Below are 26,486 nucleotides of genomic sequence, written 5' to 3'. Positions count from 1 at the left end.
TGGGATAGCTTATCGCTCCCTGGCCCTGGCCTCTGCTGAAGCGCGGAACGCGACCCAACCAACCCCGGCTCCTGTCCGTGGACTATTTGTGGACGGGGATTCCCGTTAAGGGGAACCGTAAGCCTGTGACCTGTAGGAATCCTCAGCGGTGAAGCGGCCTCCGGAGCCGTGTGCGCAGGTTCGAATCCTGCCGGGGGCACCCCTTATGAGGTGCCCAAAGACCCCGTCACCAGCGGAAACGCTGAGGCCGGGGTCTTCGCGTATGTGCAGCCGGATGCCGCCCGGAGCCACCGCATGTCGGGGTCTGTGGACTATTTGTGGACAGGATCTTGGAGCGTCGCCCCAGGTCAGCCCTGCAATTCAGCCGATGCCCATCATCCCGCGTCCGGCCACTCCTCGGGAGGGCTGGGCGGCTCGGGTTCGTTCAGACGCTCGGCCTGGCGCGCGTTCTCGCCTCGCAGGCTCGTCAGCCACGGCCACAGGTCGGGCAGTGCTTGTTCAGGACAGGCCAGCCGATGCTCGATGCGGCACCGCTGAAACGGATCGGGAGGACAGACGCCGTACACCGTCATCCGCCCGTCAGACGTCTCGATCCACCGGTGCTCCGCCGGCACCACGTGGGCGAGCGGAGTCATGTCCGGCTCCAACAGCACCCAGTCGTGTTCCAGCGTCGGCACCCGTTCCTGCGGCAGACCGCAGTACGGGCACATCAGCCGTGCCCCGCCTAACCGACGCGTCGACTTCTTCGCAGCCCCCATACAGCGAGGGTCAGCACTCTGCCCGTCCGTGCGTAGAGGGCGAATCGGACGGGATTTCCGGGGCGCTATCGCACAGCTGAAGCAGAAGTCGACGCGGCAGGTGCACCCTGCAACCAGTGACCTGGAAAGTGCGGCCAATACTGTCCCGTCCAACCGAAGGTTGAGCGGTTCGCACGGAAGGTTGACGGTTCCTAATCTCAGGAGAACCTGACCGCCCAGCTCATTAGGCCCGGGTCCCCGGCACCAGGTCTGGAAGGCCTGTGGATCGCTTGGCTACGAACCGATCCAAGAGGGGCGGACGTCGAAGCGACCGGAAGCCCCGTAGTCCGACAGCCGGGTGCGATCGGACTCGATGAGCTTCAAAATGTCGCAGGCGTAGGCGACGGTATCGGGCCCTCGTGCGGCTGCAATCTCGGCGTAGAACAGCCAAAGTCCCTGCCGGGCAGCCTGCTGGCACGCTTCCGAGACGTCTTCGTCGTCGTTGTGGATAAGCCTCAGTAGCAGGTCGAGTATCTCGGTCCTCGCACCGACGGACAGCTTTTGAGTGAGGGCCGCCATCAGCACCGAGACAGCAGGGACAGCCGGCTCCTGCGGGAACGACTGGATCATGAGGTGGTTTTCGAGGCCGAGAGCACACGCGTCTTCCCGCCTCTTGGCGGCTGCCAGCAGCAGGAAGTCGCCGGGCAAATGAGCCGCGCTGTGTCCACCGGCGCATCGGAGCGCGGTCCAGTCGTACCTGTCCAGCTCCGCCTTCATGAGCTCACCGGCGTTCAGCGCGTGCCTCCACGATGGTCACCGAGCAGCCCTGTTTCCAACTGCCTGTCGCAACTCACGCGCTGACGGAGCGGGTTCGCTACCGCCGCGTGCCTCGGCGACGATACCCGGCCCGAGGACCATGGCGATCAGACTCTCCTGAGAAGAGGGCTCACCGTCAACATGCAGCGAGAACCGCTCAGCCTTAACCACCCGGCGCACCGGTACGTGTGGTTCACGGAACGGGAGACGAGTAGCCGTACTCGCCAGCAACCGGGCTGCGCGACGACGGTCTGGGGCAACTATGCCGACAGTCCTGGCCGTTACGTCCACAATCTGACAAGCAAGGGGCGTTGGTGCTGCGCCGACCACCTCCAGGCTCGATCGTGACCGGTTGCCGACGCGCCCGAGGAGCCTGAACGCCACGATGCAACCGGGAGTTCGGGACTGGACCAGCGTCGTCGGTGGGTCGAGAGTGCGCCGGGACCGCTGCCGGCACGGCAGTGCCTGCTGCCCGGTCGGGCTCGGTGCTCGTTCGGTGCTGCGTAGTGGCCGGCCACCCCGGCCGATGTCGTCTCGCTGCCTCTGTGGCCATCCTGCAGTCTTCCGCCCTGCGCCGAATCGCTGGGCCCAGCGGCTGGCTTCTGCGGCAATTCCTTTGCTTGCGTGAGCAGTTCGCCCCTAGCGTGCTCGCTCGTAGGTAGAGGAGCGGTGCGTGCGCCGGAAGGATGAGGGGCAACCGTCGTGGGGGTCATGGTCTCGGTCAGGGGCTGGCTGCAGTGTGACGAAGGGCAGTTGGTCCGGATCAAGGAGATCGTGGCGGCGGACGATCCGAATCGCACCTACAGCGGGGGCTGGGCGTTCCCTCCTCGGCAGTACAACTCCGCCAACTGGGCCTTCTACGGGGGCGACATCCGCGCGGTGTCCCTCGACTGGTTCGAGGAGCGGCTGCGTCAGATCGCCGGGATCCCTGCCTCCGACCCGGACGACGGGTACGACGACAGGCCCCGGGGGCTCTTTCTGCTCAGCCACGACGTCGACGGCATGAGTGAGTGGAGGGTCCGCAACGGCGCCCTGGTGATCGGCCGCCCGGAGGGGGACTACCACTATCTCGACGAGTAGCCGGTGCTCCGACCGGGAAGGTTCGGCCGACGAGGTCGCTGACGCGCGCCGCGCCGTCGGATCGAGCAGGCGTTGCCGGCCGTTTCCTACCCCACCCTCTTCTCCAGCAGCGTGAACGACTTCGGGTTGCCCGTTGGTTGGGGTTTGCCGTGCTTGTGGCCTGTGATCCTGTAGCCGGCCGTCAGGTAGTAGTCGGTCAGGCGGGTGTTGGTCGTCAGGCAGTCCAGGCGGGAGTGGGTGCGGCCCGTCTCGGTGATGCGGTGTTCGGCGGCTCGCAGCAGGTGGCGGCCCGTTCCCGGTGGTGCGTGGGTGTGGTCGGTCATCAGGCGGTGGACGTAGCCGGCCGTCGGGGGCTGCGCGCCCCACGCGGCCTCGTCCGACCACCACAGTTCCCAGGCGCCCGCCGTGCGGCCGTCCAGCTCCGCGATCCACACCTCCCCGTGCTCCATGATCCGGCGGAAGTGGTCCTCGGCCAGTTCGCCCGGCTGCCACTGGCCCGTGGTGCCACGGGAGTTCATCCAGCGCGCCGCGGCGTCCCGCAGGCGTACGAGGGCGGGGAGGTCTTCGTCCGTGGCCGGGCGGAGAGTGAGGTCGCTCATCCGTCGATCCTCACATGGGGTCCGAACATGGGATCCGAATATGGGGTCCGAACATGGGGTTCGATGCGCTGGGGCCTGTTCTGCTAAGGGCTTCCGCGGTCCCGCTCGCGCCGGTTCCTTCGCTCCGTGTTCTCTCCTCCCTTGCGCGGTCACCGTCTTGCAGGAGTCCCGTCTACCGACGGCGCCGTAAACCTGCCGCAGGTCCCTGCCCGGCCGCGTGTGGTGTTCCGGCCGGTGGGCATCCTCGGCCCAGTCGGCGTGGTGGTGCCTGGAGAGACGAGGCGGGATGCGGTCCTGGCTGCGACAAGGGATCTTTCAAGGACCTCAGTCCCAGGCTCACTTGGAGGCGCTCAAGAGGCTTCAGCCCGAGCCGAAGGACATGTACGCCCACGACTACCTCTACGACTGTCTGAGTGTGCTGGACTCCAAGGCCCAGGTGCTGCTCGCCTACGACGGGTTCCTGGTCGCGGCGGCCTCCGTCGTGCTCACCGTCCTTCCCGGGGGCGCCGGGTCGACATCGCTTCTGGTGGCGGCACTTGTCGCGAGCGGGATGTCCGGAGCGCTGAGCCTGATGGTCGTGTCGGTGCACTGGACCGACACCTACGACCTGGAGCACCCGGGCGACATCTTCCCCCGGCTGCTGGAGGTCCGTAATCAACGGACGCTCAGCTACCGGCTTTCCTGGGCGATCGCGCAGGTCGCCTCGCTCCTGCTGGTGGCCGGGGTCCTCGTCCATCTGCCCGGATGGTAGGCGAGGTCCTACGCCGACGCCCGCTTGCGCGGTGTCGTCTTCTTCGCGGCCGTCTTCTTCGTCGCCGTCTTCTTCCCCGCGGCCGCCGTGCCGCCCGACCGTTTCGCGGCCGTGGACGTGCCGGAGGCCGACTTCGTGCTGCTCCTGTTCTCCGCCGCCGGCTTGCCCGACGAGGATGAGGATGAGGAGGAGGACGAGGAGGAGGAGGACGACGCCGACTTCGCCGTCGACTTCCGCGCCGTCGACTTCCTGGCCGCCGTCCGCTTCGCCGCCGACGTCGACTTCTTGCCGCCGACCTCCTTGGGCTCCGTACGGCTCGGCCCGCGGGCGGAGGACCTGCCGGACGCCAGCCGGGTGACCTCGGCGTCCTCCCCCGTGTCCTCGCCCCGCGACTCCTTGGCCGCGCGCACGCTCTTCTCCAGGGCCGCCATCAGGTCCAGCACCTTGCCGCCGGCCTTCTCCCCGGCGGGGGCCTCGGGTGCCTCGTGGCCCTCGGCCTTGGCGGTGACGAGTTCCTCCACGGCCTCGCGGTAGTCGTCGTGCAGGTCTTCGAGGTCGACCTCGCCGAGCGTGTCCATCAGGGCGTCGGCCAGGTCGAGTTCCTTGTCGCGGACCGTGACGGCGGTGTCCGGGGCGACCTCGTCGGTGGCGCGGATCTCGTCCGGCCAGAGCAGGCCGTGCATGGCGATGACGTCGTCGACGACCCGCAGCATGCCGAGCCGCTCCCGGCCCCGCAGCGCGAACTTCGCCACGGCGACCTTCTGGCTGCGCTTGAGTGCCTCGCGCAGCAGGACGTACGGCTTGGCGGCCGGGACGCCGTTCGCGGCCAGGTAGTACGCCGTGTCCATCTGGAGCGGGTCGATGCGGTCGGCCGGGACGAAGGCCACGATCTCGATCGTCCGGGCGGTCGGGATGGGCAGCGAGGCGAGGTCCTCGTCCGTGATCGGGATCAGGGTCCCGTCGGCGTCCTCGTAGGCCTTGCCGATCTCCGCGGACGAGACCTCGCTGTCCTCCAGCTCGCAGACCTTGCGGTAGCGGATGCGGCCGCCGTCGTCGAGGTGGATCTGGCGGAAGGAGATCGCGTGGCTCTCGGTGGCGTTCACGACCTTGATGGGGATGCTCACCAGGCCGAAGGAGATGGCGCCGTTCCAGATGGATCGCACGTGCAGCACCCTTCCGATCACTTTGAGCGATGTTTGTGCCGTTTTCGTGGGATTGTCGACTTTCGTGGGATTGTCATCGTATGACGCCGATCACGGAGGTGGAGGGCAGAAGGCTCGCGCTCACCAATCTCGACAAGGTCCTCCACCCGGCCACCGGCTTCACCAAGGGCGAGGTGCTGCACTACTACGCCACGGTGGCGGACGTGCTCCTCCCCCATCTGCGGGACCGGCCGGTCTCCTTCCTGCGCTATCCGGACGGCCCGGACGGCCAGGTCTTCTTCACCAAGAACGTTCCGCCCGGTACACCCGCCTGGGTCACCACCGCCGAGGTCCCGCGCACCGAGGGGCCCGCGCGCATGGTCCTCGTCCAGGATCTGGCCTCGCTCGTGTGGGCGGCGAACCTGGTGACGGAGTTCCACACGCCCCAGTGGACGATCGGCACGCCGGGGATCGCCGACCGGATCGTGTTCGACCTCGATCCGGGGGCGCCGGCGACGGCCGTGGAGTGCTGCGCGGTGGCGCTGTGGCTGCGCGAGCGGCTGGCCGCCGACGGGATCGAGGCGTACGCGAAGTCGTCCGGGTCGAAGGGGCTGCATCTGCTGGCGTCCGTCGCGCCGACTCCGTCCGCCGACGTCAGCGCGTACGCGAAGGAGCTGGCCGTGGAGGCGGAGGAGGCGCTGCCCCGGCAGGTCGTGCACCGGATGACGCGGAGCCTGCGGCCGGGCAAGGTGTTCGTCGACTGGAGCCAGAACGCCGGCCGCAAGACGACCGCGACCCCCTACACGCTACGGGCCCGGGCCGAGCCGTCCGTGTCCGCGCCCGTGACCTGGCAGGAGGTCGAGGAATGCGGCTCACCCGCCCAACTGGCCTTCCAGGCGCCGGACATCGCTCCCCGGGTACAGGAATTCGGCGACCTCCTGGCCCCGCTGTTCGACCCGGAGCGCACCGGGCGGCTGCCCTGAGCCCTCCGCCACGCCGGGCCGCGGCCCGAGAACCGCACCGGGCAGCGGCCTGAGCACCGCACCGGGCCGCAGCCGAGGCCGCGGGACGGACACCCCTCCCAGGTTCAGAGTCTCAGCCAGGTGCGCCGGTCACGGGCCATGGCGTGCAGGGCCTCCACGTCCGCCGGCTTGAGCACCGCGCCGAGCCGGGCCAGGCCCGCCAGGTCGGTGTCCCGCAGTACGCGGACCTCGCGCGCGGGCGCCGGTGTGTCCAGGCGGGCGGGGCCGACGACGGCCAGGACGGCTCGGACCTCGGCGGTCAGGGCATGGGACGCGCGGTCGGCGTCGGCGCGGACCCGGCGCAGCAGCGGGTGCGCCTCGCGGCGGCCGACGGTGACCATCGGTCCCGTGACCTGGACGCGCTGCCGGTGGGCGTACAGGGCGTGCACGCAGAAGAGGCCGGCGGGGCCGATCAGCAGATGGTGGATGCGGTCGCCGCCGGGGAGCGGGACCGAGTGGAGGGTGTGCCAGCCGCCTCCCTCCAGCCCGTCGAGGGCCGCGCCGACCGTCTGCTCGGCGGCGAGCGCGCGGCGGCGCGGGTCGGGGCGCAGCCGGTGCGCGGGGCCCGGGTCCCGGTCGAGGTCGATCACCAGGGCCTCGCCGGGCCGGTTCGGCGCGAGGTCGTCGTCCGGGTGGAGGGCCAGGCGGGCCAGCTCGGCCGGGGTCGGTACGGGCGGCGGTCCGATCGTCACCGGGCCGGTCAGGAACGGGCCGAGCACGGCGAGCACCTCCTCGCGCCGGTCCTCGCTGAGCAGGTTGACCCTGGCCGTGTCACGGTCGTACCAGGCGACGCTCCTGCCGTCGGTCCGGCAGACGTACAGGCGCTCCTGTCCGTGCCGCCGGGCCGGTACGACGCGCAGTCCGTTCATGCACCATCACCCCACGACCATGGGAACAGGCGGGGTGCTCCGCGGGCAAGAACCCGGTTACCTTTGGCAGGAGTTGGGGCAGTTGGGTGGGAGGCGCCGTTGCGAACTCGCAGAAGGTATCCGGATGTTCCGGTCCCGGACAGCCCGTGGAGTGAGATCGTGCCCGGTCTGTGGATGGGCGGGCACGAGTTCGCGGGACGTTCGGGACAACCGCAATCCGCCGTCGTACACGACGAGTTCGACCTGGTCCTGACGCTGCTGCGGCAGCCGGGGCACGGTCCCGACCCGGGGGTCGAGCATCATGTGTGGCCGATTCCGGACGGGCCGCTGGACGGTACGCAGCTGACCGGGGTCATGCGGCTCGCGCGGGCCGCGGACGACGCGCTGGAGGACGGGCGCCGGGTGCTCGTCCGCTGCTATCACGGGTACAACCGCTCGGGGCTGGTCGTGGCGCACGCGCTCGTCCTGGCGGGGCACACCGCGGACGACGCGATACGGCTGATCAGGACCCGGCGCTCGCCCTGGGCGCTGCACAACGAGCTGTTCGTGGAGTACCTGCGGGCCGGACTCCCCACGGCTCGCCTTCTCGAGGAGCTCGCGGAGTAGGAACCGGGAGCGGGGCCGGGCCAAGGGCCGCACCCGGCCGGAGGCGCCACCGGAACGGAGGCGCCACCGAAACGGAGGCGGGGTAGGGCCGAAGGCGGCACCGGAACGGAGGCGGGGTAGGGCCTGAGGCAGCACCGGGCCAGGCGCGGGACCGGGCTTGAGGCAGCACCGGAGAGGGGCGGGACCGGGCAGGAGCAGTACCGGGCCGGGGGCGTGGCCGTCCGTGCGGCGACCAGGGATCTCTGCGTCAATAAGGGGTACGGGTCGGCCGGCCGTCCCGGGTCGTGCGCGGCCGCCCGGCCTCGGCGGTCACCCCGCGGACGACGTCCTTCCCCTCGCCGGTCCCGTACGGCCTCGGCGCTCCGGCGCCCTCGGACGGGGCGGCCCGGACACGGGAGCGCAGTGATCCACAGCCGCCTCGCGCGCGGGCCCGGAGGAACGCGCGGGCCCGGAGGAACCCGCCGCCGTACCGACGCAACCCGCCGCTCCCCCGGAGGGAACGGCACCGTCCGCGCCCTCGCCGCCGTCCTGGTCGCCATGCTGGTCACGGCCCTGGCGGGCTGCGGTGACTCCGGGGCGCTGCACTCCGCCGGAGCGACCCCCGCCGCGGTCGGTCCGGCCAGGCTGTGGCCGCAGCTGCCGCCCGCGTCGACGCCCGCGGTCGACTACGGCGAGGCGGACACCGAGACGGTCAAGGGCGTCACCGCACCCGGCGACGACATCCGCGCGCTGGACCCGGTGGCGGTCGTACGGGCCGAGGTCGCCGCCCATCCGGACGAGTACAGCGGGCCGCACGCGGCGTACGCCGAGACGGCCCGGCGGCTCCGGGACTGCGGGCTGCCGGGCGCGCGCGGCAGGGCGTGCCCGGTGCTGCGGGCGTACTACCGCGATCTCACCGGCGACGGGAGGGACGACATGGTGCTCGGCATCCGCTTTCCCGCCCACCAGCTGGCGGTACGCGTGTACACGTTCCTGGATCACCGGCTGGTGCAGGTCATGGGCACGGCGGACAGCGTGGTCAGCGTGGAGCTGGCGGGCCGGGACGTGATCATCCGCTCGCCCTCGACCCTGCCGGGGTACGAGTTCCGTACGGTCTGGTCCTGGGACCCGCACCAGAACGCGATGCTGGCGACCCGCGACGAGATCCTGCGGGTCGGACCGCCGACCCGGGCGGGAACCCCCACCCCGGGCCGGTCCCCCGCACCGGACCGATCCCCTTCCGCGGGCCGATCCTCCACCCCGGGCCCGTCCCCTTCCCCGAGCCGGTCCTCCACCCCGGGCCGGTCCCCCTCCGCGAGCACTCCGTGAGACGCCCGCGCCTGCCGCACTGGACCGCCACCCTCACCTGGAAGGCGGCCGCGTTCATCGCGGTGATGTGCTGCTGTCTCGTGGCCCTCCTCGGCGCCCTCGTGCACGTCTCGGTGACCGAGCAGACCGTCGGCGAGGCACGCGACCGCGCGCTCGGCCGGCTCGCCGACGTCACGGCGGCCTACGAGGCGGGCGACCGGCTGCCGCCGGACGCGGGCGTCGACCCGCCCGGGCTGCCCCCGCGCCTGCGGGAACTGGCGGCGGACGGCAAGCGGGGCACGATGGTCGGCGAGCACGACGCCCGCCCCACGATGTGGGCGGCCGGACCCGCCGGCGGAGGGCGGGCCCTGGCCGTCCAGTTCGACTACGCCCAGGGCGCGCACGCCATCGACGCCCTGGACCGGGCCATCGTGTGGTCGTCCGCCCTGGCGATCGGCGTCACCCTGCTGGTGGGGGTGTTCGCGGTGAACCGGGTGACGCGCCGGCTGCACGCGACGGCACGGGTCGCGCGGCGGATCAGCGCGGGGGACCTGGACGCGCGCGTCAACGACCCGCGGGCCCAGGATCCGACACGGCCGCAGGACGAGGTGGCCGCGGTCGCGGGCGCGCTCGACACGATGGCGTCCTCGCTCCAGGGCAAACTGCTGAGCGAGCAGCGGTTCACGGCGGACGTGGCGCACGAGCTGCGCACCCCGCTGACGGGGCTGCACGCGGCGGCCGAACTGCTCCCTCCGGGGCGGCCCACGGAGCTGGTCCGCGACCGGGTGGCCACGCTGCGCACCCTCACCGAGGACCTGCTGGAGATCTCCCGGCTGGACGCCCGTACCGAGCGTCTGGAGCTGGACTCGGAGCCGCTGGCGCCCCTGGCCGAACGGGTGGTGCGCGCGTCGGGGACCGACACCGAGGTCCGGGTGGTGCGGGGCGTGCGGGTCGAGACCGACCGGCGGCGGCTGGAACGGGTGCTCGGGAACCTGGTGGCCAACGCCCACAAGCACGGCAGGGGGCCGGTGGTGCTGACCCTGGACGGGCCGGTGGTCACCGTTCGCGACCACGGGGACGGCTACCCCGGCTACCTCGTGGAACACGGTCCGCAGCGCTTCCGTACCGAGGGAGGTACGAAGGGCCACGGGCTCGGGCTGACGATCGCGCTCGGCCAGGCGGAGGTCCTCGGGGCGCGGCTGGAGTTCGCCAACGCGCCGGACGGCGGGGCGGTGGCGACGCTGACACTCCCTCAGGACGGACTCAGGGAGCCGGGCGGCCCCGATGGCGGAGCGTGAACTGCGCTCCCCGGCTCGCGATCCTAATGTGGCGATAAGTCAGCTTCACCCCCTTCCTGGAGGAGCCCTCCATGTCCCTGCGGTCCACGTACACCCGAATCGGTATGGCCCTCGCCGCCGGCAGCCTCGTCGCTCTCGCCGGCGCCACCCCCGCCCTCGCCGACGGCGACGGCGGCAACGGAAGCGGAAGCGGAAGCGGTGACAGTCACCAGTGGAGCAACGGCAGCGGCGGCCACCAGGGGAACAACGCCGGTGACGGAGGGGGCGACGGCCGGGAGCAGGGCACCGGCAGCGGCGGCCACTCGTGGAACAGCGGCGGTGGCGGAGGCGGCGGCAACCAGAACTGGAGCAACGGGGGCGGTGGCGGTGGGGGCAACCAGAACTGGAGCAACGGCGGCGGTGGCAACGGCCACACGTGGAACAACGGCGGAGGCGGCGGCCGCGAACCCGGGAACGGCAACGGCAACGGCCGGGGCGACGGGAACGGGAACTTCCAGGGCAACCAGAACAACCCGCGCCTGTACCAGGGCCGGGTCACCGCCCGCGGCGGACTGGCCCTGCGCAGCTCCCCGACCCGCGGCAGCCAGCTGATCCGGGTCGCGCGGCAGGGCGAGATCGTCTCCATCTTCTGCAAGACCCCGGGCGAGAACGTCGGCGGCAACCCGCTCTGGTACCTGCTCACCGACGGCACCTGGGCCTGGGGCGCCGCCCGCTACATCGACAACATCGGCCCGTCCCCCCGTTGGTGCTGAGGCCCGTTTCGTCGCCGCATAACGGGACATCACGTCGCCCGCTTGCTACGTTCCGGACATGACCCTGCCCGGAATGTCCGGAACGGCCGTGGCGGCGGACCCGGCCCCTCCCGCCGAACGCCTGCCCAGGCGCCGTGGCATCGAGCTCGCCCTCATCGTCGTCGCCGTCCTGCTCTGCGTGTACGGCTACTGCGCCGTCGGCCTCGCCCGCCACGGCACCGTTCCGCCCGGCGCCGCCGGTTACGGCGCCGGGCTCGGCGTGCTCGCGCTCCTCGCCCATGTCGCCGTGCGCCTGCGGGCCCCGGACGCCGATCCGCTGCTGCTGCCCATCGCCGTGCTCCTCAACGGCCTGGGCCTGGTGCTGATCTACCGGCTCGACCTGGAGACCCCGCACGACCGGGCGGCGCCCATCCAGCTCGTCTGGTCGACGCTGGGCGTGGCGTTCTTCATCGTCGTCGTGCTCGGTCTGCGCGACCACCGGGTGCTCCAGCGCTACACGTACGTCTCGGTGGTCGGCGCGCTCGCCCTGCTCGTCCTGCCGATCTTCTTCCCGGCGGTGAACGGCGCCCGCATCTGGATCAGGATCGCCGGATTCTCCATCCAGCCGGGCGAGTTCGCGAAGGTCCTGCTCGCCGTCTTCTTCGCCGGCTACCTCGCCGCCAACCGCAACGCGCTCGCCCACAGCGGCCGGCGGATCTGGCGGCTCCAACTGCCCACGGGCCGCGTCCTCGGCCCGATCGTGGCGATCTGGCTGCTCAGCGTCCTGGTGCTGGTCCTGGAGCGGGACCTCGGCACCTCGCTGCTCTTCTTCGGCCTGTTCGTGATCCTGCTGTACGTCGCCACCGGCCGCACCGGATGGGTCGCGGTCGGGCTGCTGCTCGCGGGCCTCGGCGCGGTCGCCGTCGGCCGTCTCGAACCGCACGTGCACAGCAGGGTGCAGGACTGGCTGGACCCCTTCGGGTCCATCACCGCGGGCCAGGGACCCAACCAACTCGCCCAGTCGCTCTTCGCGTTCGCCGCCGGGGGGATGCTCGGCACCGGCCTCGGGCTCGGCCATTCGGTCCTCATCGGGTTCGCCGCCAAGTCCGACTTCATCCTGGCCACCGCGGGCGAGGAACTCGGACTGGCCGGTCTGCTCGCCGTGTTCCTCCTCTACGCGCTCCTCGTCGAACGCGGCTACCGCGCCGGACTCGCGCTGCGCGACCCGTTCGGGCGGCTGCTCGCGGTCGGCCTCGCCTCGATCGTGGCACTCCAGGTCTTCGTCATCGCGGGGGGCGTGACCGGTCTGATCCCGCTGACCGGCATGGCGATGCCGTTCCTCGCCCAGGGCGGCTCCTCGGTCGTCACCAACTGGATCATCGTGGCGCTGCTGATCCGGATCAGCGACTGCGCCCGCGGTCAGTACGACGGGACACCGGCACCGTGACCAAGTACATCCGCCGGGCGGTCGGGCTGTGCGCCGTGCTGTTCGTGGCGCTCCTCGTCAACGCCGCCCGCGTCCAGGTCGTGCAGGCGCCGTCGTACGACAGCAATCCCGCCAACCGCCGTCCTGCGATCGCCCGTTACGGGCAGCCGCGCGGGGACATCGTGGTCGACGGCCGGACGGTGACCGGGTCCCGGGACACGGGCGGCCAGTTCCGCTACGAACGGACGTACCTGGACGGCCCGTTGTTCGCCTCCGTCACCGGCTTCGCCTCGCAGCTGTACGGGTCCACGCTGCTGGAGGGGACCGAGGACGGGGTCCTGTCCGGCACCGACCCGATGCTCACCCCGCTGCCCCTGCTGAACGGTCTCACCCGGGCCCGCGGCAGCGGCGGCAGGGTCGTCACCACGCTGGACGCGGCGGCGCAGCAGGCCGCCTTCGAGGGGCTCGGTTCGCGCCGCGGGGCGGTCGCCGCGATCGAGCCGTCCACGGGCCGGATCCTGGCCCTGGTCTCCACCCCGTCGTACGATCCCGGGCTGCTGTCCGGTACGGGGCCGACCGCGGCCAGGGCGTGGGCGCGGCTGAACGGCCAGGACGACAAGCCGATGCTGAACCGGGCGATCCGGCAGACGTATCCGCCGGGGTCGACGTTCAAGGTGCTGACCGCCGCGGCGGCGCTGGACGCGGGCGTCGTGGACGACGTCGACGCGCCGACCCGGTCGCCGAACCCGTACCGGCTGCCGGGCACGACGACGCGGCTCACCAACGAGGTGGAGGGGTGCGAGGACGCCTCCCTCCGGTACGCCTTCACCTGGTCCTGCAACACGGTGTTCGCGAAGCTCGGCGTGGACGTCGGGCTCGACGGCATGACGAGGACGGCGGCGAACTTCGGCTTCAACGACCGCAAGCTGCGCATCCCGTTCTCGGTGGTGCCCAGCAACTTCGATCTGCGGCTGGACCGGGCGCAGTTGGCGCTGTCCTCCATCGGGCAGTTCGACACCCGGGCGACGCCCCTCCAGATGGCGATGATCGCGGGCGCCGTCGCGGGCGACGGTTCGGTCCGGACGCCGTATCTGGTGGAGCGGACGACCACGCGCGGCGGCGCGACGCTGACCACGACCGGTCCGCGGATCCTGCATCAGGCGATGAGCGCGTCGACGGCGCAGCAGATGCGTGAGCTGATGACCGACGTGGTCGAGCGGGGCACCGGAACCGTCGCCGCCATCCCGGGGGCCACGGTGGGCGGGAAGACCGGCACGGCCCAGCACGGCATCGGCAACTCCGGTACCCCGTACGCCTGGTTCATTTCCTGGGCCCGCGCCGACGACGCCACGCAGCCGGCGGTGGCGGTCGCGGTGGTCGTCGAGGACGCGGCGGCGGACCGGGCGGACGTCACCGGCGGGGGTTTCGCGGGGCCGATCGCCCGCGCGGTGATGGAGGCGGTGCTCCACTCGTGAGGTGAGCTCCCGGGCCGGGGCACCGCGCCTCGCGCCGCCCCGGGGGCTCCCTGCCGTCCGGGGTCAGCCGAGGTCTCCGCGGGCCTCCTCGATCGTGGTCTCCATCTCCGTGAGGCGTTCGCGCTCCTCCGCCGCGAAGCGTTCCGCGTCCAGTTGTTCGGCCAGGGCCTCGTCCTGGGTCATCAGCTGGTCCAGGCTGGTGTCGCCCATGTCGAAGACGCCCATGTCGACGTAGGCGCGTTGCAGGCGTTCGCCCCACAGGCCTATGTCCTTGACGCAGGGGACGATGCGGCTGAAGAGCAACTTGCGGAACAGGTGCAGGAATTCGGAGTGCTCGCTGTACTCCTCGGCCTCCGCTTCGGGATGCCGAAGTTCTCCAGGACCTCGACCCCGCTCAGCCTGTCCCGCATCAAGTAGCAGCCGTCGATGACGAATTCCTCGCGTTCGCGGAGTTCGGCGTCGGAGAGCTGCCGGTAGTGGTCGCGCAGGGCCATCCGGCCGAAGGCGACGTGACGGGCCTCGTCCTGCATCACGTAGGACAGGATCTGTTTCGGCAGCGGCTTGTCGGTGGTGTCCCTGATCAGCCCGAACGCCGCCAGGGCCAGGCCCTCGATCAGGACCTGCATGCCCAGGTAGGGCATGTCCCAGCGTGCGTCGCGCAGGGTGTCGCCGAGCAGGGACCGGAGGCTGTCGTTGACCGGGTAGAGCATCCCGATCTTCTCGTGCAGGAAGCGGGAGTAGACCTCCGCGTGCCGGGCCTCGTCCATGGTCTGGGTGGCCGAGTAGAACTTGGCGTCGAGGTCCGGGACCGACTCCACGATCCGTGCCGCGCAGACCATCGCTCCCTGCTCGCCGTGCAGGAACTGGCTGAACTGCCAGGCGGTGTAGTGCTTGCGGAGTTCACCCTTGTCGCGGTCGGTCATCTTCGCCCAGTACGGGGTGCCGTACAGGGTCATCGCCTCGTCGGGCGTGCCGAGCGGGTCCTCGGGGTCGACCTCCAGGCTCCAGTCGATGCGTTTCCGTCCGTCCCACTGTTTGTCCTTGCCCTTCTGGTAGAGGGCGAGCAGCCGGTCACGGCCGTCGTCGTACTCCCAGGTGAAACGGGCCGCTCCCGAGGCCGGTATCTGCCAGTGGGGATCTCCCGAGTCCGCGGCGTAGAGCTCATGCGTCGGCATACTTCGCAGGCTCACATGGAGTAGACGTGTCGTCAACAAGTCCGGCACAGGGGATTGACGAGCTTGCTGACAGGCAGTCTCATAAGTTGTGACCGCCGGTAACTTCTGAAGTGATCCCGTACGACGAGGTGGGAACAGCCATGACGACGGTGCCCGAGGCCGATGTGCTCCGTGACGCGCTCGGTCTGCTCAAGGACCGGGAGCAGGTGGCCGAGCGCCTCCTCGACTCCTCCGCCAAGCACTCCTTCGACCCCGACAAGGAGCTCGACTGGGACGCGCCCTTCGAGGAGGGCAAGTGGTTCTGGCCGCCGGAGCTGGTGTCGCTGTACGACACCCCGCTGTGGAAGCGGATGGGCGAGGAGCAGCGGATCGCGCTGTCGCAGCACGAGGCGGCCGCGCTGGCCTCGCTGGGCATCTGGTTCGAGATCATCCTGATGCAGCTGCTGGTGCGGCACATCTACGACAAGGCGGCGACGAGCGCGCACGTGCGGTACGCGCTGACCGAGATCGAGGACGAGTGCCGGCACTCGAAGATGTTCGCGCGGCTGATCACGCGCGGGGGGACGCCGCACTATCCGGTGAGCCGGGCGCATCTGAACCTCGGGCGGGTCTTCAAGACGGTCTCGACCACCCCGGGATCGTTCACGGCGACGCTGCTCGGCGAGGAGATCCTCGACTGGATGCAGCGGCTGACGTTCCCGGACGAGCGGGTGCAGACCCTCGTCCGGGGGGTCACGCGGATCCATGTGGTGGAGGAGGCCCGGCACGTCCGGTACGCGCGGGAGGAGTTGCGCCGGCAGATGCTGACCGCTCCGCGGTGGTCGCAGGAGTTCACGCGGGTCACCTCCGGCGAGTTCGCGCGCGTGTTCTCGGTGGCGTTCGTCAATCCCGAGGTCTACACGAACGTCGGGCTCGACCGGCGCGAGGCCGTGGCGCAGGTGAAGGCCAGCGGGCACCGGCGGGACGTGATGCAGACGGGGGCCAGGAAGCTGACGGACTTCCTGGACGAGATCGGGGTGCTGCGGGGGGCCGGGCGGCGGCTCTGGAAGTCGTCGGGACTGCTGGCCTGAGACGCCCGGTCCCGGAGCGGCCGGTGTGGCGCGAAGCCGGCCTCCCCGACTCCCGCGGGCGGGGGAGGCCGGACGTCGTACGCGGGGGCCGGGGCCGTGGGGGCGGATACGCTCCCGGCATGACCTCGCAGGCTTCCACCCCCGCCTACCGCCGGCTCAGTGTCGAGGAGCGGCGCAGCCAGTTGCTCGAGGCGGCGCTGTCGCTGTTCGCCCAGCGGGTGCCCGAGGACGTCTCGCTGGACGACGTGGCGGAGACGGCCGGGGTGTCGCGGCCGCTCGTGTACCGGTACTTCCCGGGCGGCAAGCAGCAGCTGTACGAGGCCGCCCTGCGGTCCGCCGCCGACGAGCTGGAGCAGTGCTTCGCGGAGCCGGCGGAGGGGCCGCTCGGCGAACGGCTCTCCCGGGCCCTGGACCGCTATCTCGCGTTCGTGGACCAGCACGACGCCGGGTTCAGCGCCCTGCTCCACGGCGGCAGCGTCATCGAGACCTCCCGGACGACGGCCATAGTCGACGGGGTCCGGCGGGCGGCGGCCGAGCACATCCTCGCCCATCTCGCGGTGAAGGATCCCGGGCCCCGGCTGCGGATGACCGTGCGGATGTGGATCACGGCCGTGGAGGCCGCCTCGCTGATCTGGCTGGACGAGGACAAGGAACCCCCGCTGGACGAGCTGCGGGACTGGCTCGTCGAGCAGTTCGTGGCGGCGCTCGTCGCGAGCGCGGGGCGTGACGCCCAGGCCGCGGCTGTGGTGCGGGCCGCGCTCGCGCTGGAGAGCCCCGACGGCATCGTGGGGGCGCTGGTCCGCCGGGTGCTGCCCGTTGTCGGGAATGCGGCCCACCTGCTGTGACACTGGTCCGGTGAAGAGCGAAGACACCCCCTTTGTCGGCGGCCCCCTGGACGGCCGCGTCCTGCCCGTCCTGATCGGGATCACCGGCCACCCGCCGAAGACGTACCGGATCCCGGTGCCCGGAATCGACGGCGGGCCGTCCACCGTGCTGATCTACCGGCGGGTCCAGGCCTCGACGAGCAAGCGGCTCGGGCTCCATCAGGGGTGGAAGTACGAGTACGACCCCGAGGGCACCGCCTCGGAACGCCGGTTCAAGCTGCCCTGGTCCCCCGGCCCCCGCAAGGGTGCGGGCGGCGGCCGCGCCACGCCGGAGAACAACGCCGACGAGTGAGGTTCTTGCTCCGAAGCGGCCGTCCGGCGCGCGGCCGGGGCCCGGCGGTCCGATCCTTCCGGTGCGAGCGGGGTGGTGGACGGGCCGCCCCCGCACCGGAGGTGATGACGTGTCAGGACGACTTCTGCGGCTGGTCTGCACGGGAGCGGTGGCGGTCGGGGCGCTGGTCCCCTCCGTGCCCGCGTCGGCCGCACCCGAGCCCGGGCAGGGTTCCGGGCAGTCCGTCACCTCGCTGCTGACGGATCTTCAGGGGCTCTACCGGGACGCCGAGCGCGCCACCGAGACGTACAACGCGACCGCCGAGAAGCTGAAGAAGCAGCGCGCGGAGGTGGCCGGGCTCGACGCCCGTCTCGCCAGGGCGCGTCTTTCGCTGGAGGACAGCCGGGGCGCCGCGGGACGGCTGGCCCGGCAGCAGTACCAGAGCGGCGACGAGATCTCCACGTACGTACGGCTGCTGCTCGCCCGGGATCCGCAGCACGCCCTCGACCAGGGGCACCTGATCGGGCAGTTGTCGCTGGAGCGGGCCGCGACCGTACGGCGGGTCGCGGGCGGCGAGAGGCACACCGACGGACTCGCTCGCGCGGCCCGCAAGGCCCTGGACGGCCAGCTCTCGCTGGCCGCGCGGCAGAAGAAGCAGCAGGACGCGGTGCGCGAGCGCCTGGACGACGTCCAGCGGCTGCTCGCCTCGCTGACCGCGGACCAGATCGCCGAACTGGGCCGGGCCGAACAGTCGGGAACGGACACGGCGCAGAGGAAGATCATGGCGTCCGGCGCGCTCAGCACCGTGCGCCCGCCCACGCGGGAGGGCGAGGAGGCGCTGCGCTACGCGGTCGGCCAGATCGGGAAGCCGTACGAGTGGGGGGCCGAGGGGCCGAAGGCCTACGACTGCTCGGGGCTGACGTCCCAGGCCTGGGACCGGGCGGGCCGGCCCATCCCGCGCACCAGCCAGGAGCAGTGGGCCGAGCTCCCGCACGTCCCGCTGGACGAGCTGCGCCCCGGCGACCTGGTGGTCTACTTCCCCGAGGCCACGCATGTCGCGCTCTACCTCGGCGACGGAATGGTGGTGCAGGCACCGCGGCCCGGGACCCGGATCAAGGTCTCCCCCATCGCGGCGAACCCGCTGCTGGGCGCCGTACGCCCGGACCCGGACGGGGAGCCCCTGCGGCAGTACACGCCACCGAAGCTCCCCGAGAACGCCACGGAAGGATCCGACGAGGGCTACGCCTCCGCCGCCCCGGTGACCGACGCCAGGTAGGCGTTCGTCTTCTCCGGGTCGAAGAAGAAGTTCTCGAAGTCCGCCGGGTTGTCGAAGCCGTTGGCGAAGCGGTCGGCCACGGGCGGGAGCTGGCCCGCCGCGCCGATCAGGTTGAGCACGTGCTCCGGCGGGACGCCCAGCATCGCGTTGGTCCACTTGGTGACGTGCTGCGCGGTGTCCCAGTAGCGGTCGAAGGTCGCCTGCATCCACTCCTCGTCGAAGGGCTTGTCGCCCTGCTCGACGATCGAGGCGAGGTAGGCGGCGGCGCACTTGGAGGCCGAGTTGGAACCCTGGCCGGTGATCGGGTCGTTGGCCACGACGACGTCGGCGACGCCGAGGACCAGTCCGCCGCCGGGCAGACGGCCGATCGGGTTGCGGACGGTCGGGGCGTACCGCCCGGACAACGTGCCGCCCGCGTCGGTCAGTTCGACGTTGGTCGCGCGCGCGTACTCCCAGGGCGTGAACCGCTCCATGAGTTCCAGGGTCAGGGAGAGGTGCTCGGCGGGGTCCTTGACGCCGTTGAAGACGTCGAGCGGGCCGCCGGGTATGCCCTCCCAGAACAGGATGTCGGCGCGTCCCGAGGTGGTGAGCGTCGGCATGATGAAGAGCTCGCCGACACCGGGGACCAGGTTGCAGCGGACGGCGTCGTAGTCCGGGTGCTCGGGGCGCGGGCCAAGGCCGTGCACGTAGGACACCGCGAGGGCGCGCTGCGGCTCGGTGTACGGGGAGCGCTCGGCGTCACGGCCGAACATCGAGACGAGTTCGCCCTTGCCCGCCGAGACGAGCACCAGGTCGTACGCGCGGGAGAAGTAGTCGAGGTCGGAGACCGCGGCACCGTGGATGACCAGCTGGCCGCCGCGCTGCGCGAACGTCTCCATCCAGCCGGCCATCTTGACCCGCTGGTCGACCGACTGGGCGTAGCCGTCGAGCCTGCCGACCCAGTCGATGACGCGCTGCGAGGGGCCCGGGTCGAAGGAGCCGGGGGCGGCCACCGAGACACCGAGTCCTTCGATCTTCGGGGCCTGGGACTCCCAGAAGTTCAGCTGGAGGTCGCGCTCGTGCTGGAGCGCCGTGTCGAACATGCACTGGGTCGACATGACCCGGCCGGAACGGATCTCGTCCGCCGTCCGGTTCGACATCAGGGTGACCTCGTACCCGTGCGACTGGAGTCCGAGGGCGAGCTGGAGTCCGGACTGGCCGGCTCCGACGACGAGTATCTTCCGCATGCGGGTTGCTTCTCCCAGTCCTCGGGCGTCCCTATTCGGGGCTGACTTCGAGCGCGTGGCCGACGAGCGCGAGCAGGGTCTCGACGACCGAGATACGGCGGCGCGCGTCCATGATCATGACAGGTATGTGCGGAGGAACCGTGAGGGCTTCGCGCACATCGTCCGGCTCGAACACCTCGCTGCCGTCGAAGTGGTTGACGGCGACGACGTACGGCAGTCCGCAGCTCTCGAAGTAGTCGAGCGCCGGGAAGCAGTCGGACAGCCGGCGGGTGTCGGCGAGGACCACCGCGCCGATCGCGCCGCGCACCAGGTCGTCCCACATGAACCAGAACCGCTGCTGGCCCGGCGTGCCGAAGAGGTAGAGCACCAGGTCGTCGTCGAGCGTGATGCGCCCGAAGTCCATGGCCACGGTCGTGGTCAGCTTGTCCGGCGTCCCCGTGAGGTCGTCGGTCTCCTCGCTGGCCTGGGTCATCAGCGCCTCCGTCTGGAGAGGCGTGATCTCCGAGACGGCGGTGACGAGCGTGGTCTTGCCGACGCCGAAGCCGCCGGCCACCACGATCTTCGTGGCGATCGGCGCGCGCGTGCGGTCCGTCTGCCAGGCCTGAAGGTTCTCCTCCTCGTCGAGGAGGGGGGCGACGCCGGGTTCGGCGTCGGAGGCGACGCCGGCTTCGGCGTCAGAGACGGCGGAGTCCACTCAGCACCCTTTCCAGCAGGGCACGGTCGGGCTGTCCCGGACCGTGGCCTGTTCCGTACACGCGGATCTTTCCCTGGTCCGCCAGGTCGCTCAAGAGCACGCGGACCACTCCGAGCGGCATCCTGAGAAGAGCGGCGATCTCGGCCACCGTACGCATCCGGCGGCAGAGTTCGACGATGGCCCGCATCTCGGGCATGACCCGGGTGGTGAGCGAGCCGTTGGTCAGCTCCTTGCGCACCTCGGGGGCGTCCAGCGCGGCCACGAACGTCTCCACCAGCAGGACGTGGCCGAAGCGCGTCCGTCCGCCGGTGAGCGAATAGGGCCGTACGCGGGCGGGCTTGCGTCCGCCGCCCCGCACCGGGAGCTTCCTGACACCGTTCGAAGCGGTCATCAGGCGCTCCCGGAGGGCTCGGCCTCGAGCGATTTCCGGAGCTCGATACGGAGCTCGGGGGTCAGGACGTGTCCGGCCCGGCCGACGAAGAGCGCCATGTGGTACGCCACCACGCTCATGTCGCAGTCCGCGGAACCGTGGACTCCGAGCAGCGAGCCGTCGCTGATGGCCATGACGAAGAGGCTGCCCTCGTCCATCGCGACCATCGTCTGCTTGACGCCACCGCTGTCCATCAGCTTGGCGGCGCCGAGCGTGAGGCTGCCGATGCCGGAGACGATGGTGGCGAGGTCGGCGGCGGAGCCCTTGGGGCCCTTCGGCCTGGCACTGTCGGCCGTCCTCGCCTCGGCGTTGCGGCCGGGGTCGGAGGAGAGCAGGAGCAGGCCGTCGGAGGAGACGACCGCGACCGACTGGAGGCCGGGCACCTCCTCGACGAGATTGGTCAGCAGCCAGTGCAGGTTACGTGCTTCGCTGCTCAGGCCGAAGGTACTGGTCGCGGTCAACTGCTTGCCTCCTCGACTGTGCCCCCCGATGCTTCCGCGTCCTGTGCGCCGGGCTGGCGCGCGGCGGGCGCGGGTCCTGCGGGCGCGTGTGCGGGTGTGGGGACCGACGGGGTCTGTCCTGCGGGCGTGGGGGTCTCGCCCGTCCGGTCGGCGATCTCGGCCTCCACGTCGCGGCGGCCCTCGATCGCTCCCCGGTGGAACCCGCCGAGCCTGCGGCGCAGTGCGTCGGCGTCCACGCCGCCCACGCGGGGCCGCGGGGCGGCGGCGGGGGCGGAGATCTTCGGCGTGCGTTTGGGCAGGCCCTTGTCCGTGAGCCTGGGGTGCTCGTCGTCCGTGATCCCGTGGTGCTCGTCGGGGACCCGCTCGTGGTCGTCGGGACCGATGGCGTACGGATCGGCGGGCGCCTGGGCCTCCGGGGCTCGCACGGCCTCCCGGGCCACGGCTTCGGGGGCTCCCACGGCTCCCACGGCTTCCGGGGCCGCGGGCCGGTCGGCGGTGTCCCGCGCGGGTCCGTCCGTGGCCGGTCCGCCGGCGTGGGAGGCGGCCCCGGCGACACCGGGGGCCGTTCCGTCCGTGTGCGAGGTGGTCGCCGCCTCGGCGGGGGCCTGAGTCCCCTCGACGGCGCCGAACGGCTCGTCCGCGGCACCGAACCGCTCGCCGACGGCGCCGAACGGCTCGTCGGCGGAGTCCCGGGCGGGGGCCTGCGGTGCGGCGGTGTCCGGGGTGACGGGGGCCTGTGCCGAGGCGGGGGCCTCGGGGGCCAGCTCCGGGAGCAGCAGCTCCATCGTCGTCTCGGACGAGAACTCCGGCTCGGGCTCCGGCTCACGGGGCGCCGGGATGACCGGGTTCGGGGCGGCGGGTCCGGACTCGGCGGCCGGGGCCGGCGCGGGCTCCGTCTCCGGTTCGGCCTCGGTCTCCCGTACGGTCGCCTCGGCCGCCGCGATGAGCGGGTCCTCCTCGGCGGCCGGGGCGGAGACACTGGCGCGCAGGATCGAACGGCCGCGCAGCACGTTGGAGTTGGCCTCGGCGTCGGCGCCGGGCAGGGCCACCGCTGGGGCTCCGCCGGCCAGCCGGACCGAGGAGGGGACGGTGGACGAGGGTGCGGCGGCGAGCAGCGCCTTCGGGAGGACGACCACGGCGGCCACCCCGCCCTGCTTCTGCTCGCGCAGCTTCACCCGTACACCGTGGCGGTGGGCGAGCCGGGCCACGACGTACAGGCCGAGCCCGAGCCCCTCGCCGCTCTCCTGGTCGTAGGTGTCCTCCGGGTCGAACTCGGAGAGGCGGGCGTTGAGGTGCCTCATCCGGTCGTCGGTCATGCCGATGCCCTCGTCCTGCACGGAGAGCATCACGTCACCGCTCTCCAGCAGCCAGCCGGAGATCTCGACGGGCACGTCGGGCGGCGAGAACGAGGTGGCGTTCTCCAGGAGTTCGGCGACCAGGTGGCTGATGTCGTCGGCGGCGAACCCGGCGATGTGCGCGTGCGGGGGCAGCGCGGCGATCCGTACGCGTTCGTAGCGCTCGATCTCGCTGACCGAGGCGCGGGCGACGTCGACGAGCGGGACCGGGCCCGCGTGGTGCTGGACGTGCTCGGCGCCGGCGAGGACGAGGAGGTTCTCGCTGTGCCGCCGCATGACGGTGGCGAAGTGGTCGAGCTTGAACAGGGTGGAGAGGCGGTCCGGGTCCTGCTCGCGCTCCTCCAGGCCCTCGATGACGCCGAGCTGGCGCTCGACCAGGCCGAGGGTGCGCAGCGCGAGGTTCACGAAGGTGCTGTGGATGGTGCCGCGCACCTGCTCCAGGTGGGCGGCCGCCTCGGCGAGTTCGGCGCGCAGCCGGTCGCGGTCGTCGGCCGTCTGCTGCCGCTGGCCGATGAGGTGCTTGCGGTCGCCTTCGAGGGTGCCGATCCGCTCGTGCAGGGCGACGGTGTGCGCGTGGAGCGCGTTGACGGAGCGGACGACCTGGGCGAACTCGTCGTTGCGGCCGGTGAACTTGACCGGTTCCGCGGAGGCCGGGTCGGCGGCGAGCCGGGCCGAGCCGAGGCGCAGCACGGCGAGCGGGCGGGTCAGCGAGCGGGCCATGGCCATCGTCATGCCGGCCGCGACGAGCATCAGGACGCCGAGGAGGGTGACGCGGAGCTCCAGCGCGGTGACGTCGTCGTCCCGCAGCTTCTCGACGTCCTTGGTGCGGTGGTCGTTGAGGGAGGCCTCGGCGCCGCGCATCAGGTCGATCCGGGCGGACAGGGCGGCGTCGAGCTTCTTGACGCCGGTGCCGAGCGCGGAGTCGGAGAGCTTCGGCTGCGCGGTGAGGTTCGCCAGGTACTTGTCCGCGGTGCCGACGTCGGGGCCGGTGACCGTGGAGTCGTAGACGTCGACGGCCTGCTTGGGCGCGGTCTCGCGGAAGTCGGCGACGGCCGCGTCGGAGCGGATGCGCGCCAGCTGGGCGGCGGCGCTCAGCTCGTCGCGCTGCCGGGTGTCGGCGGCCGAGGAGACGGTGGTGGTGGTCGACAGGCCCGTGAGCGGGTTGTAGACGCTCTGGGTGGTGTGCGGGATGCCGAGGGCGGCCAGGAGCAGTCCACGGGCCGCGGCGGACTGCTGCACGGCGGTGTCCAGCTCGGCGAGGGCGTGCGCGCCGGAGCCCGCGCGCGGCGGCATCCGGTCGGCCAGGTCCTCGGCGAGGGAGTGGAGTTCGGCGATGGCGCCGGAGTACGCCTGGTGCGCCTCCAGGGCGGAGCTCTTCCCGGTGAGCGCCTCGCGCCGGAGCGTCGCGATGCCGTCGAGGTCGTGGAGCAGGGAGGCGGGGGCGTCGGTGTCGGCGCGCAGCTCGTCGACCTGGCGGTCGACCTGGGCGCTGCGCTGCTCGGAGGGGGCCTTGGCCCGGGGCCTGCCCGCGGCGACGTAGGAGGTGACCTCGTCGCGCTCGTCGGCCAGCGCGTGCGCGAGGGTCAGCGCCTGCTGGGTGCGCTGGGCGAGCGTCACCAGATTCTGGGAATCGTTCAGTTGCTGTGAGGCGGACAGCACCATGGGCGTGCCGGCTCCGGCGATGGCGGCCGCGACGACCGCCACGGCCACGATCAGCCGGTTGCGTACGTGGGCGGTCCTGCCCCGGCCCGTGGAGTCGGTGGCGTCGCCCACGGCGCCACCCTCTGTGGAGTTGGAGGCCGTCTTCTTGCCTGTGCGCCTCGGCCGCGTCTTCTGCACCGGTGCTCGCATTCCTGACTCGTGTACCCATTTGGGGCCCGGGTGACGTCCCGTCAATCGCGGCGTACGCCCGGTACGGCTCCCGACCCTCCCAGTGCCGGTGGGCAGTGGTCCCGCATCATCTGACCCGCCACCCGAAGGAGTGAACATCGGAGGGGAGTTGGCGGGCAAGTCTCCGGGGCGCCCGCGACGGGCCCGCGCGGCGGGCCGGTTGGACGTCCGGGACGGGCTTTGGCAGTATTCGCCGCCACGTTTTGCCGGAGTCGATCATTCCATGCCAAACCTGGCGCCCGGGCCGCCGGACCGCACGTCGGGCGCCTTCCGGCGGCGTCCGGGTGCCCTTGTGAAGGGCTCGTGCAGACTGGCGGAATGCGCACTGAACTCGTGTCGGAGCCCGGAGACCCGGACCGCCCCAATGAGGACTTCGCATCGGTCGGGCTTCCCGCTTCAGGACAGGGCGGCGCACTGGTCGTCCTGGACGGGGTGACCCCGCCCCGGGGCGACTACGGCTGTCTGCATCCCGTCCCCTGGTTCTCCGCACGGCTCGGCGGGGCCCTGACCGAACTGTCCGTTTCGCAGGGGGATTTGCCGTTGCCGGAGGTCCTGTCGCTGGCGATCGGCCGGGTCGCCGACGCGCACGCCGGCACCTGTGACCTTTCTCACCCGCGCACGCCCCAGGCAACCGTGGTCCTCGCGCGGTGGTCCGCGTCGCGGGTCGAGTACCTGGTCCTCTCGGACTCGGCGCTGCTGGTGGAGTCGCCCTCCGGCGAGGTCACCGCCCTGCTGGACGACCGGCTCTCGTTGCTCCCGCGCACCTCTCTGGCCTCGGACGCGATCGCCGACGCGACCGTCCGCAACAAGGAGGGCGGGTTCTTCACGGCGGCCGCGGACCCGTCGGTCGCCTCGCGCGCGGTGACGGGCTCGCTCCCCCGGGCCTCGGTCCGCGCGCTGACGGCTCTCACGGACGGCGCCGCCCGCTGGGTGGAGCGGTTCGGCGCGGGCGACTGGGGCGGGCTGTTCGCCCTCGTGCGCACGGAGGGCTCCGCCTCGCTGGTCGAGCGCGTACGGGACCTGGAGCGCGCCGACGCGCGGGAGCGGCCGGGGTCGCGCCGGGGCAAGGCGCACGACGACGCGACGGTGGTGTTCGTCGAGCTGTGAGGACGTACGGGCGGGGGCCCCGTACGCGGGGAGGCGGGACTCCGTACGAGGGCAGGCGGGACCCCCGTACGCGATGAGTCCCTCGTACGGGGGCGGGTCGCGTGCCGCGGCCAGGCGGGGAACGGCCGTGCGGGGAGCGGCCGCACGGGGAACGGCCGTGCGGGGAGTGCTACTTCTCCATGCCCCGGTTCAGCTGGTTGAGCAGCCGGGCCAGTTCCGCGACCTCGCTCTGGTCCCAGTGGGCGAGCTGGCGGACGTAGCGGGCGCGGCGGGCCTCGCGGACGCTGGAGACACGGTGGCGGCCCTCCTCCGTGAGGTGGACCAGCCAGGCGCGCCCGTCGGCCGGGTCGGGTTCGCGCGCGACCAGGCCCAGCTCCTCCAGGGCCCGCAACTGCCGGGACATGGTGGCCTTGCCGACGCCGACGTAGGCGGCGAGTTCGGTGGCGCGCTGGCGGCCGCACTCCTCCAGCCGGACGAGGAGTCCGTACGCCGCGGACTCCAGGTCCGGATGGACCTCGCGGGCCATCTCCCCCTGGTTGGCGCGGGCACGGCGCAGGAAGACCGTCAACTCCCGTTCGAGGGAGAGGAATTCGCGTTCCGCTCCACCCCGGGCCGCGGGCCGGTCCATGCCATTTCCCGACACGCCGGATTCGACCGGACGTCCGCCGTCGTTTCCGCCCTCGTGCACGTCAGCACCCCTGACCCGGTTTCCCGATCCTGAAAGTTTCTGCCGGAACTCGCCGTTGCCGCAGCTCCGCCAGTATTTCGCAGGCGTAGACCAACGGCAGACTCCGGCCCCTCTTCCACG

At 71.7% G+C, this 26,486-nt stretch carries 25 protein-coding genes, 1 tRNA gene and 1 pseudogene; 15 read left to right on the top strand and 12 right to left on the bottom strand.

Features of this window, described 5'->3' with window-relative positions; translation table 11 throughout:
* Positions 1–121 precede the first annotated feature (121 nt).
* Positions 122–199, top strand: a tRNA-OTHER gene (locus ACFWI4_RS28105).
* A 175-nt stretch (positions 200–374) separates the two neighbouring features.
* Here the strand turns inward: ACFWI4_RS28105 and ACFWI4_RS28100 are convergent.
* Together ACFWI4_RS28100 and ACFWI4_RS28095 are read right to left on the bottom strand one after the other, a co-directional pair.
* On the bottom strand, positions 375–758 hold the full coding sequence (locus ACFWI4_RS28100; RefSeq protein WP_387201510.1) for a DUF6083 domain-containing protein: 384 nt from the start codon (positions 756–758) through the stop codon (positions 375–377).
* 273 nt (positions 759–1,031) lie between these two features.
* Positions 1,032–1,514, bottom strand: a complete 483-nt coding sequence (locus ACFWI4_RS28095; RefSeq protein ID WP_387201507.1) for a hypothetical protein — start codon at positions 1,512–1,514, stop codon at positions 1,032–1,034.
* Positions 1,515–2,264: 750 nt separating this feature from the next.
* Between ACFWI4_RS28095 and ACFWI4_RS28090 the strand changes: the two genes are divergently transcribed.
* Complete coding sequence (locus ACFWI4_RS28090) at positions 2,265–2,633, top strand: hypothetical protein (protein ID WP_387201592.1); 369 nt, start codon at positions 2,265–2,267, stop codon at positions 2,631–2,633.
* An 86-nt stretch (positions 2,634–2,719) separates the two neighbouring features.
* Here the strand turns inward: ACFWI4_RS28090 and ACFWI4_RS28085 are convergent, their stop codons facing one another.
* The gene (locus tag ACFWI4_RS28085; RefSeq protein WP_387201504.1) at positions 2,720–3,232 is read right to left on the bottom strand and encodes a GNAT family N-acetyltransferase; all 513 of its coding nucleotides are present in this window, start codon (positions 3,230–3,232) and stop codon (positions 2,720–2,722) included.
* Between the two features lie 340 nt (positions 3,233–3,572).
* On the opposite strand from ACFWI4_RS28085, the gene ACFWI4_RS28080 reads away from it, so the two are divergent.
* Positions 3,573–3,983, top strand: coding sequence for a hypothetical protein (locus tag ACFWI4_RS28080; RefSeq protein ID WP_387201501.1), 411 nt, complete (start codon positions 3,573–3,575; stop codon positions 3,981–3,983).
* 8 nt (positions 3,984–3,991) lie between these two features.
* Here ACFWI4_RS28080 and ACFWI4_RS28075 read toward each other — a convergent pair whose 3' ends face one another.
* Positions 3,992–5,146: a Ku protein gene (locus tag ACFWI4_RS28075; RefSeq protein WP_387201498.1), complete on the bottom strand. Its 1,155-nt coding sequence runs from the start codon at positions 5,144–5,146 to the stop codon at positions 3,992–3,994.
* Between the two features lie 80 nt (positions 5,147–5,226).
* Here ACFWI4_RS28075 and ligD point away from each other — a divergent pair, with 80 nt between their 5' ends.
* A complete protein-coding gene (ligD, locus tag ACFWI4_RS28070; RefSeq protein ID WP_387201495.1) occupies positions 5,227–6,108 on the top strand; it encodes a non-homologous end-joining DNA ligase in 882 nt (293 codons plus the stop codon).
* 104 nt (positions 6,109–6,212) lie between these two features.
* Here ligD and ACFWI4_RS28065 read toward each other — a convergent pair whose 3' ends face one another.
* Positions 6,213–7,016 (bottom strand): nuclease-related domain-containing protein, encoded by an 804-nt coding sequence (locus tag ACFWI4_RS28065; protein ID WP_387201492.1) that lies wholly within the window; start codon positions 7,014–7,016, stop codon positions 6,213–6,215.
* A 99-nt stretch (positions 7,017–7,115) separates the two neighbouring features.
* Here ACFWI4_RS28065 and ACFWI4_RS28060 point away from each other — a divergent pair, with 99 nt between their 5' ends.
* The 6 genes from ACFWI4_RS28060 (at position 7,116) to ACFWI4_RS28035 (ending at position 13,839) form a co-directional block, all read left to right on the top strand.
* Positions 7,116–7,622, top strand: a complete 507-nt coding sequence (locus ACFWI4_RS28060) for a dual specificity protein phosphatase family protein (protein ID WP_385407021.1) — start codon at positions 7,116–7,118, stop codon at positions 7,620–7,622.
* A gap of 402 nt (positions 7,623–8,024) precedes the next feature.
* Positions 8,025–8,930 carry a hypothetical protein gene (locus ACFWI4_RS28055; RefSeq protein WP_387201489.1) on the top strand — a complete coding sequence of 302 codons (906 nt, stop codon included), beginning with the start codon at positions 8,025–8,027 and terminating at the stop codon, positions 8,928–8,930.
* Positions 8,927–10,207, top strand: a complete 1,281-nt coding sequence (locus tag ACFWI4_RS28050; protein ID WP_387201486.1) for an ATP-binding protein — start codon at positions 8,927–8,929, stop codon at positions 10,205–10,207. The genes ACFWI4_RS28055 and ACFWI4_RS28050 overlap by 4 nt, the downstream gene beginning before the upstream one ends.
* Positions 10,208–10,278: 71 nt before the next feature.
* A complete protein-coding gene (locus ACFWI4_RS28045; RefSeq protein ID WP_387201483.1) occupies positions 10,279–10,959 on the top strand; it encodes an SH3 domain-containing protein in 681 nt (226 codons plus the stop codon).
* Between the two features lie 58 nt (positions 10,960–11,017).
* A complete protein-coding gene (locus ACFWI4_RS28040; RefSeq protein ID WP_387201480.1) occupies positions 11,018–12,385 on the top strand; it encodes an FtsW/RodA/SpoVE family cell cycle protein in 1,368 nt (455 codons plus the stop codon).
* Positions 12,382–13,839 (top strand): penicillin-binding transpeptidase domain-containing protein, encoded by a 1,458-nt coding sequence (locus tag ACFWI4_RS28035; protein WP_387201477.1) that lies wholly within the window; start codon positions 12,382–12,384, stop codon positions 13,837–13,839. Before ACFWI4_RS28040 ends, ACFWI4_RS28035 begins: the two co-directional genes overlap by 4 nt.
* A gap of 63 nt (positions 13,840–13,902) precedes the next feature.
* On the opposite strand, the pseudogene ACFWI4_RS28030 reads toward ACFWI4_RS28035, so the two are convergent.
* Positions 13,903–15,014: pseudogene (locus ACFWI4_RS28030) on the bottom strand (ferritin-like domain-containing protein).
* A gap of 140 nt (positions 15,015–15,154) precedes the next feature.
* Here ACFWI4_RS28030 and ACFWI4_RS28025 point away from each other — a divergent pair.
* The 4 genes from ACFWI4_RS28025 to ACFWI4_RS28010 all read left to right on the top strand — a co-directional run bounded on the left by ACFWI4_RS28025 (position 15,155) and on the right by ACFWI4_RS28010 (position 18,515).
* Positions 15,155–16,084, top strand: coding sequence for a diiron oxygenase (locus ACFWI4_RS28025; protein WP_385407001.1), 930 nt, complete (start codon positions 15,155–15,157; stop codon positions 16,082–16,084).
* A gap of 119 nt (positions 16,085–16,203) precedes the next feature.
* Positions 16,204–16,929, top strand: a complete 726-nt coding sequence (locus ACFWI4_RS28020; RefSeq protein ID WP_387201470.1) for a TetR/AcrR family transcriptional regulator — start codon at positions 16,204–16,206, stop codon at positions 16,927–16,929.
* Positions 16,910–17,260, top strand: a complete 351-nt coding sequence (locus ACFWI4_RS28015) for a hypothetical protein (RefSeq protein WP_387201467.1) — start codon at positions 16,910–16,912, stop codon at positions 17,258–17,260. The genes ACFWI4_RS28020 and ACFWI4_RS28015 overlap by 20 nt, the downstream gene beginning before the upstream one ends.
* A 109-nt stretch (positions 17,261–17,369) precedes the next feature.
* Positions 17,370–18,515, top strand: a complete 1,146-nt coding sequence (locus tag ACFWI4_RS28010; RefSeq protein WP_387201464.1) for an NlpC/P60 family protein — start codon at positions 17,370–17,372, stop codon at positions 18,513–18,515.
* On the opposite strand, the gene ACFWI4_RS28005 is transcribed toward ACFWI4_RS28010, so the two are convergent.
* From ACFWI4_RS28005 to ACFWI4_RS27985, 5 genes are read right to left on the bottom strand one after another with little or no spacing between them, the layout of a single operon-like run.
* Complete coding sequence (locus tag ACFWI4_RS28005; protein WP_387201461.1) at positions 18,479–19,741, bottom strand: styrene monooxygenase/indole monooxygenase family protein; 1,263 nt, start codon at positions 19,739–19,741, stop codon at positions 18,479–18,481. The two genes, ACFWI4_RS28010 and ACFWI4_RS28005, sit on opposite strands and share 37 nt — an antisense overlap.
* Positions 19,742–19,772: 31 nt before the next feature.
* Positions 19,773–20,435 (bottom strand): ATP/GTP-binding protein, encoded by a 663-nt coding sequence (locus tag ACFWI4_RS28000; RefSeq protein WP_385406986.1) that lies wholly within the window; start codon positions 20,433–20,435, stop codon positions 19,773–19,775.
* Positions 20,416–20,826: a DUF742 domain-containing protein gene (locus tag ACFWI4_RS27995; protein ID WP_385406983.1), complete on the bottom strand. Its 411-nt coding sequence runs from the start codon at positions 20,824–20,826 to the stop codon at positions 20,416–20,418. Before ACFWI4_RS27995 ends, ACFWI4_RS28000 begins: the two co-directional genes overlap by 20 nt.
* A complete protein-coding gene (locus ACFWI4_RS27990; protein WP_387201457.1) occupies positions 20,826–21,326 on the bottom strand; it encodes a roadblock/LC7 domain-containing protein in 501 nt (166 codons plus the stop codon). The genes ACFWI4_RS27995 and ACFWI4_RS27990 overlap by 1 nt, the downstream gene beginning before the upstream one ends.
* A complete protein-coding gene (locus tag ACFWI4_RS27985; protein ID WP_387201454.1) occupies positions 21,323–24,520 on the bottom strand; it encodes a nitrate- and nitrite sensing domain-containing protein in 3,198 nt (1,065 codons plus the stop codon). The genes ACFWI4_RS27990 and ACFWI4_RS27985 overlap by 4 nt, the downstream gene beginning before the upstream one ends.
* Positions 24,521–24,889: 369 nt before the next feature.
* Here ACFWI4_RS27985 and ACFWI4_RS27980 point away from each other — a divergent pair, with 369 nt between their 5' ends.
* A complete protein-coding gene (locus tag ACFWI4_RS27980) occupies positions 24,890–25,678 on the top strand; it encodes a hypothetical protein (RefSeq protein ID WP_387201451.1) in 789 nt (262 codons plus the stop codon).
* Positions 25,679–25,847: 169 nt separating this feature from the next.
* On the opposite strand, the gene ACFWI4_RS27975 is transcribed toward ACFWI4_RS27980, so the two are convergent.
* On the bottom strand, positions 25,848–26,366 hold the full coding sequence (locus ACFWI4_RS27975; RefSeq protein ID WP_387201448.1) for a MarR family winged helix-turn-helix transcriptional regulator: 519 nt from the start codon (positions 26,364–26,366) through the stop codon (positions 25,848–25,850).
* Between the last annotated feature and the right edge of the window lie 120 nt (positions 26,367–26,486).

The organism is Streptomyces sp. NPDC127038, assembly GCF_042725875.1.
Taxonomy (GTDB): Bacteria; Actinomycetota; Actinomycetes; order Streptomycetales; family Streptomycetaceae; genus Streptomyces.
The sequence above is the reverse complement of the archived record's forward strand: the minus strand, read 5'-3'. Positions and strand labels throughout refer to the sequence as shown.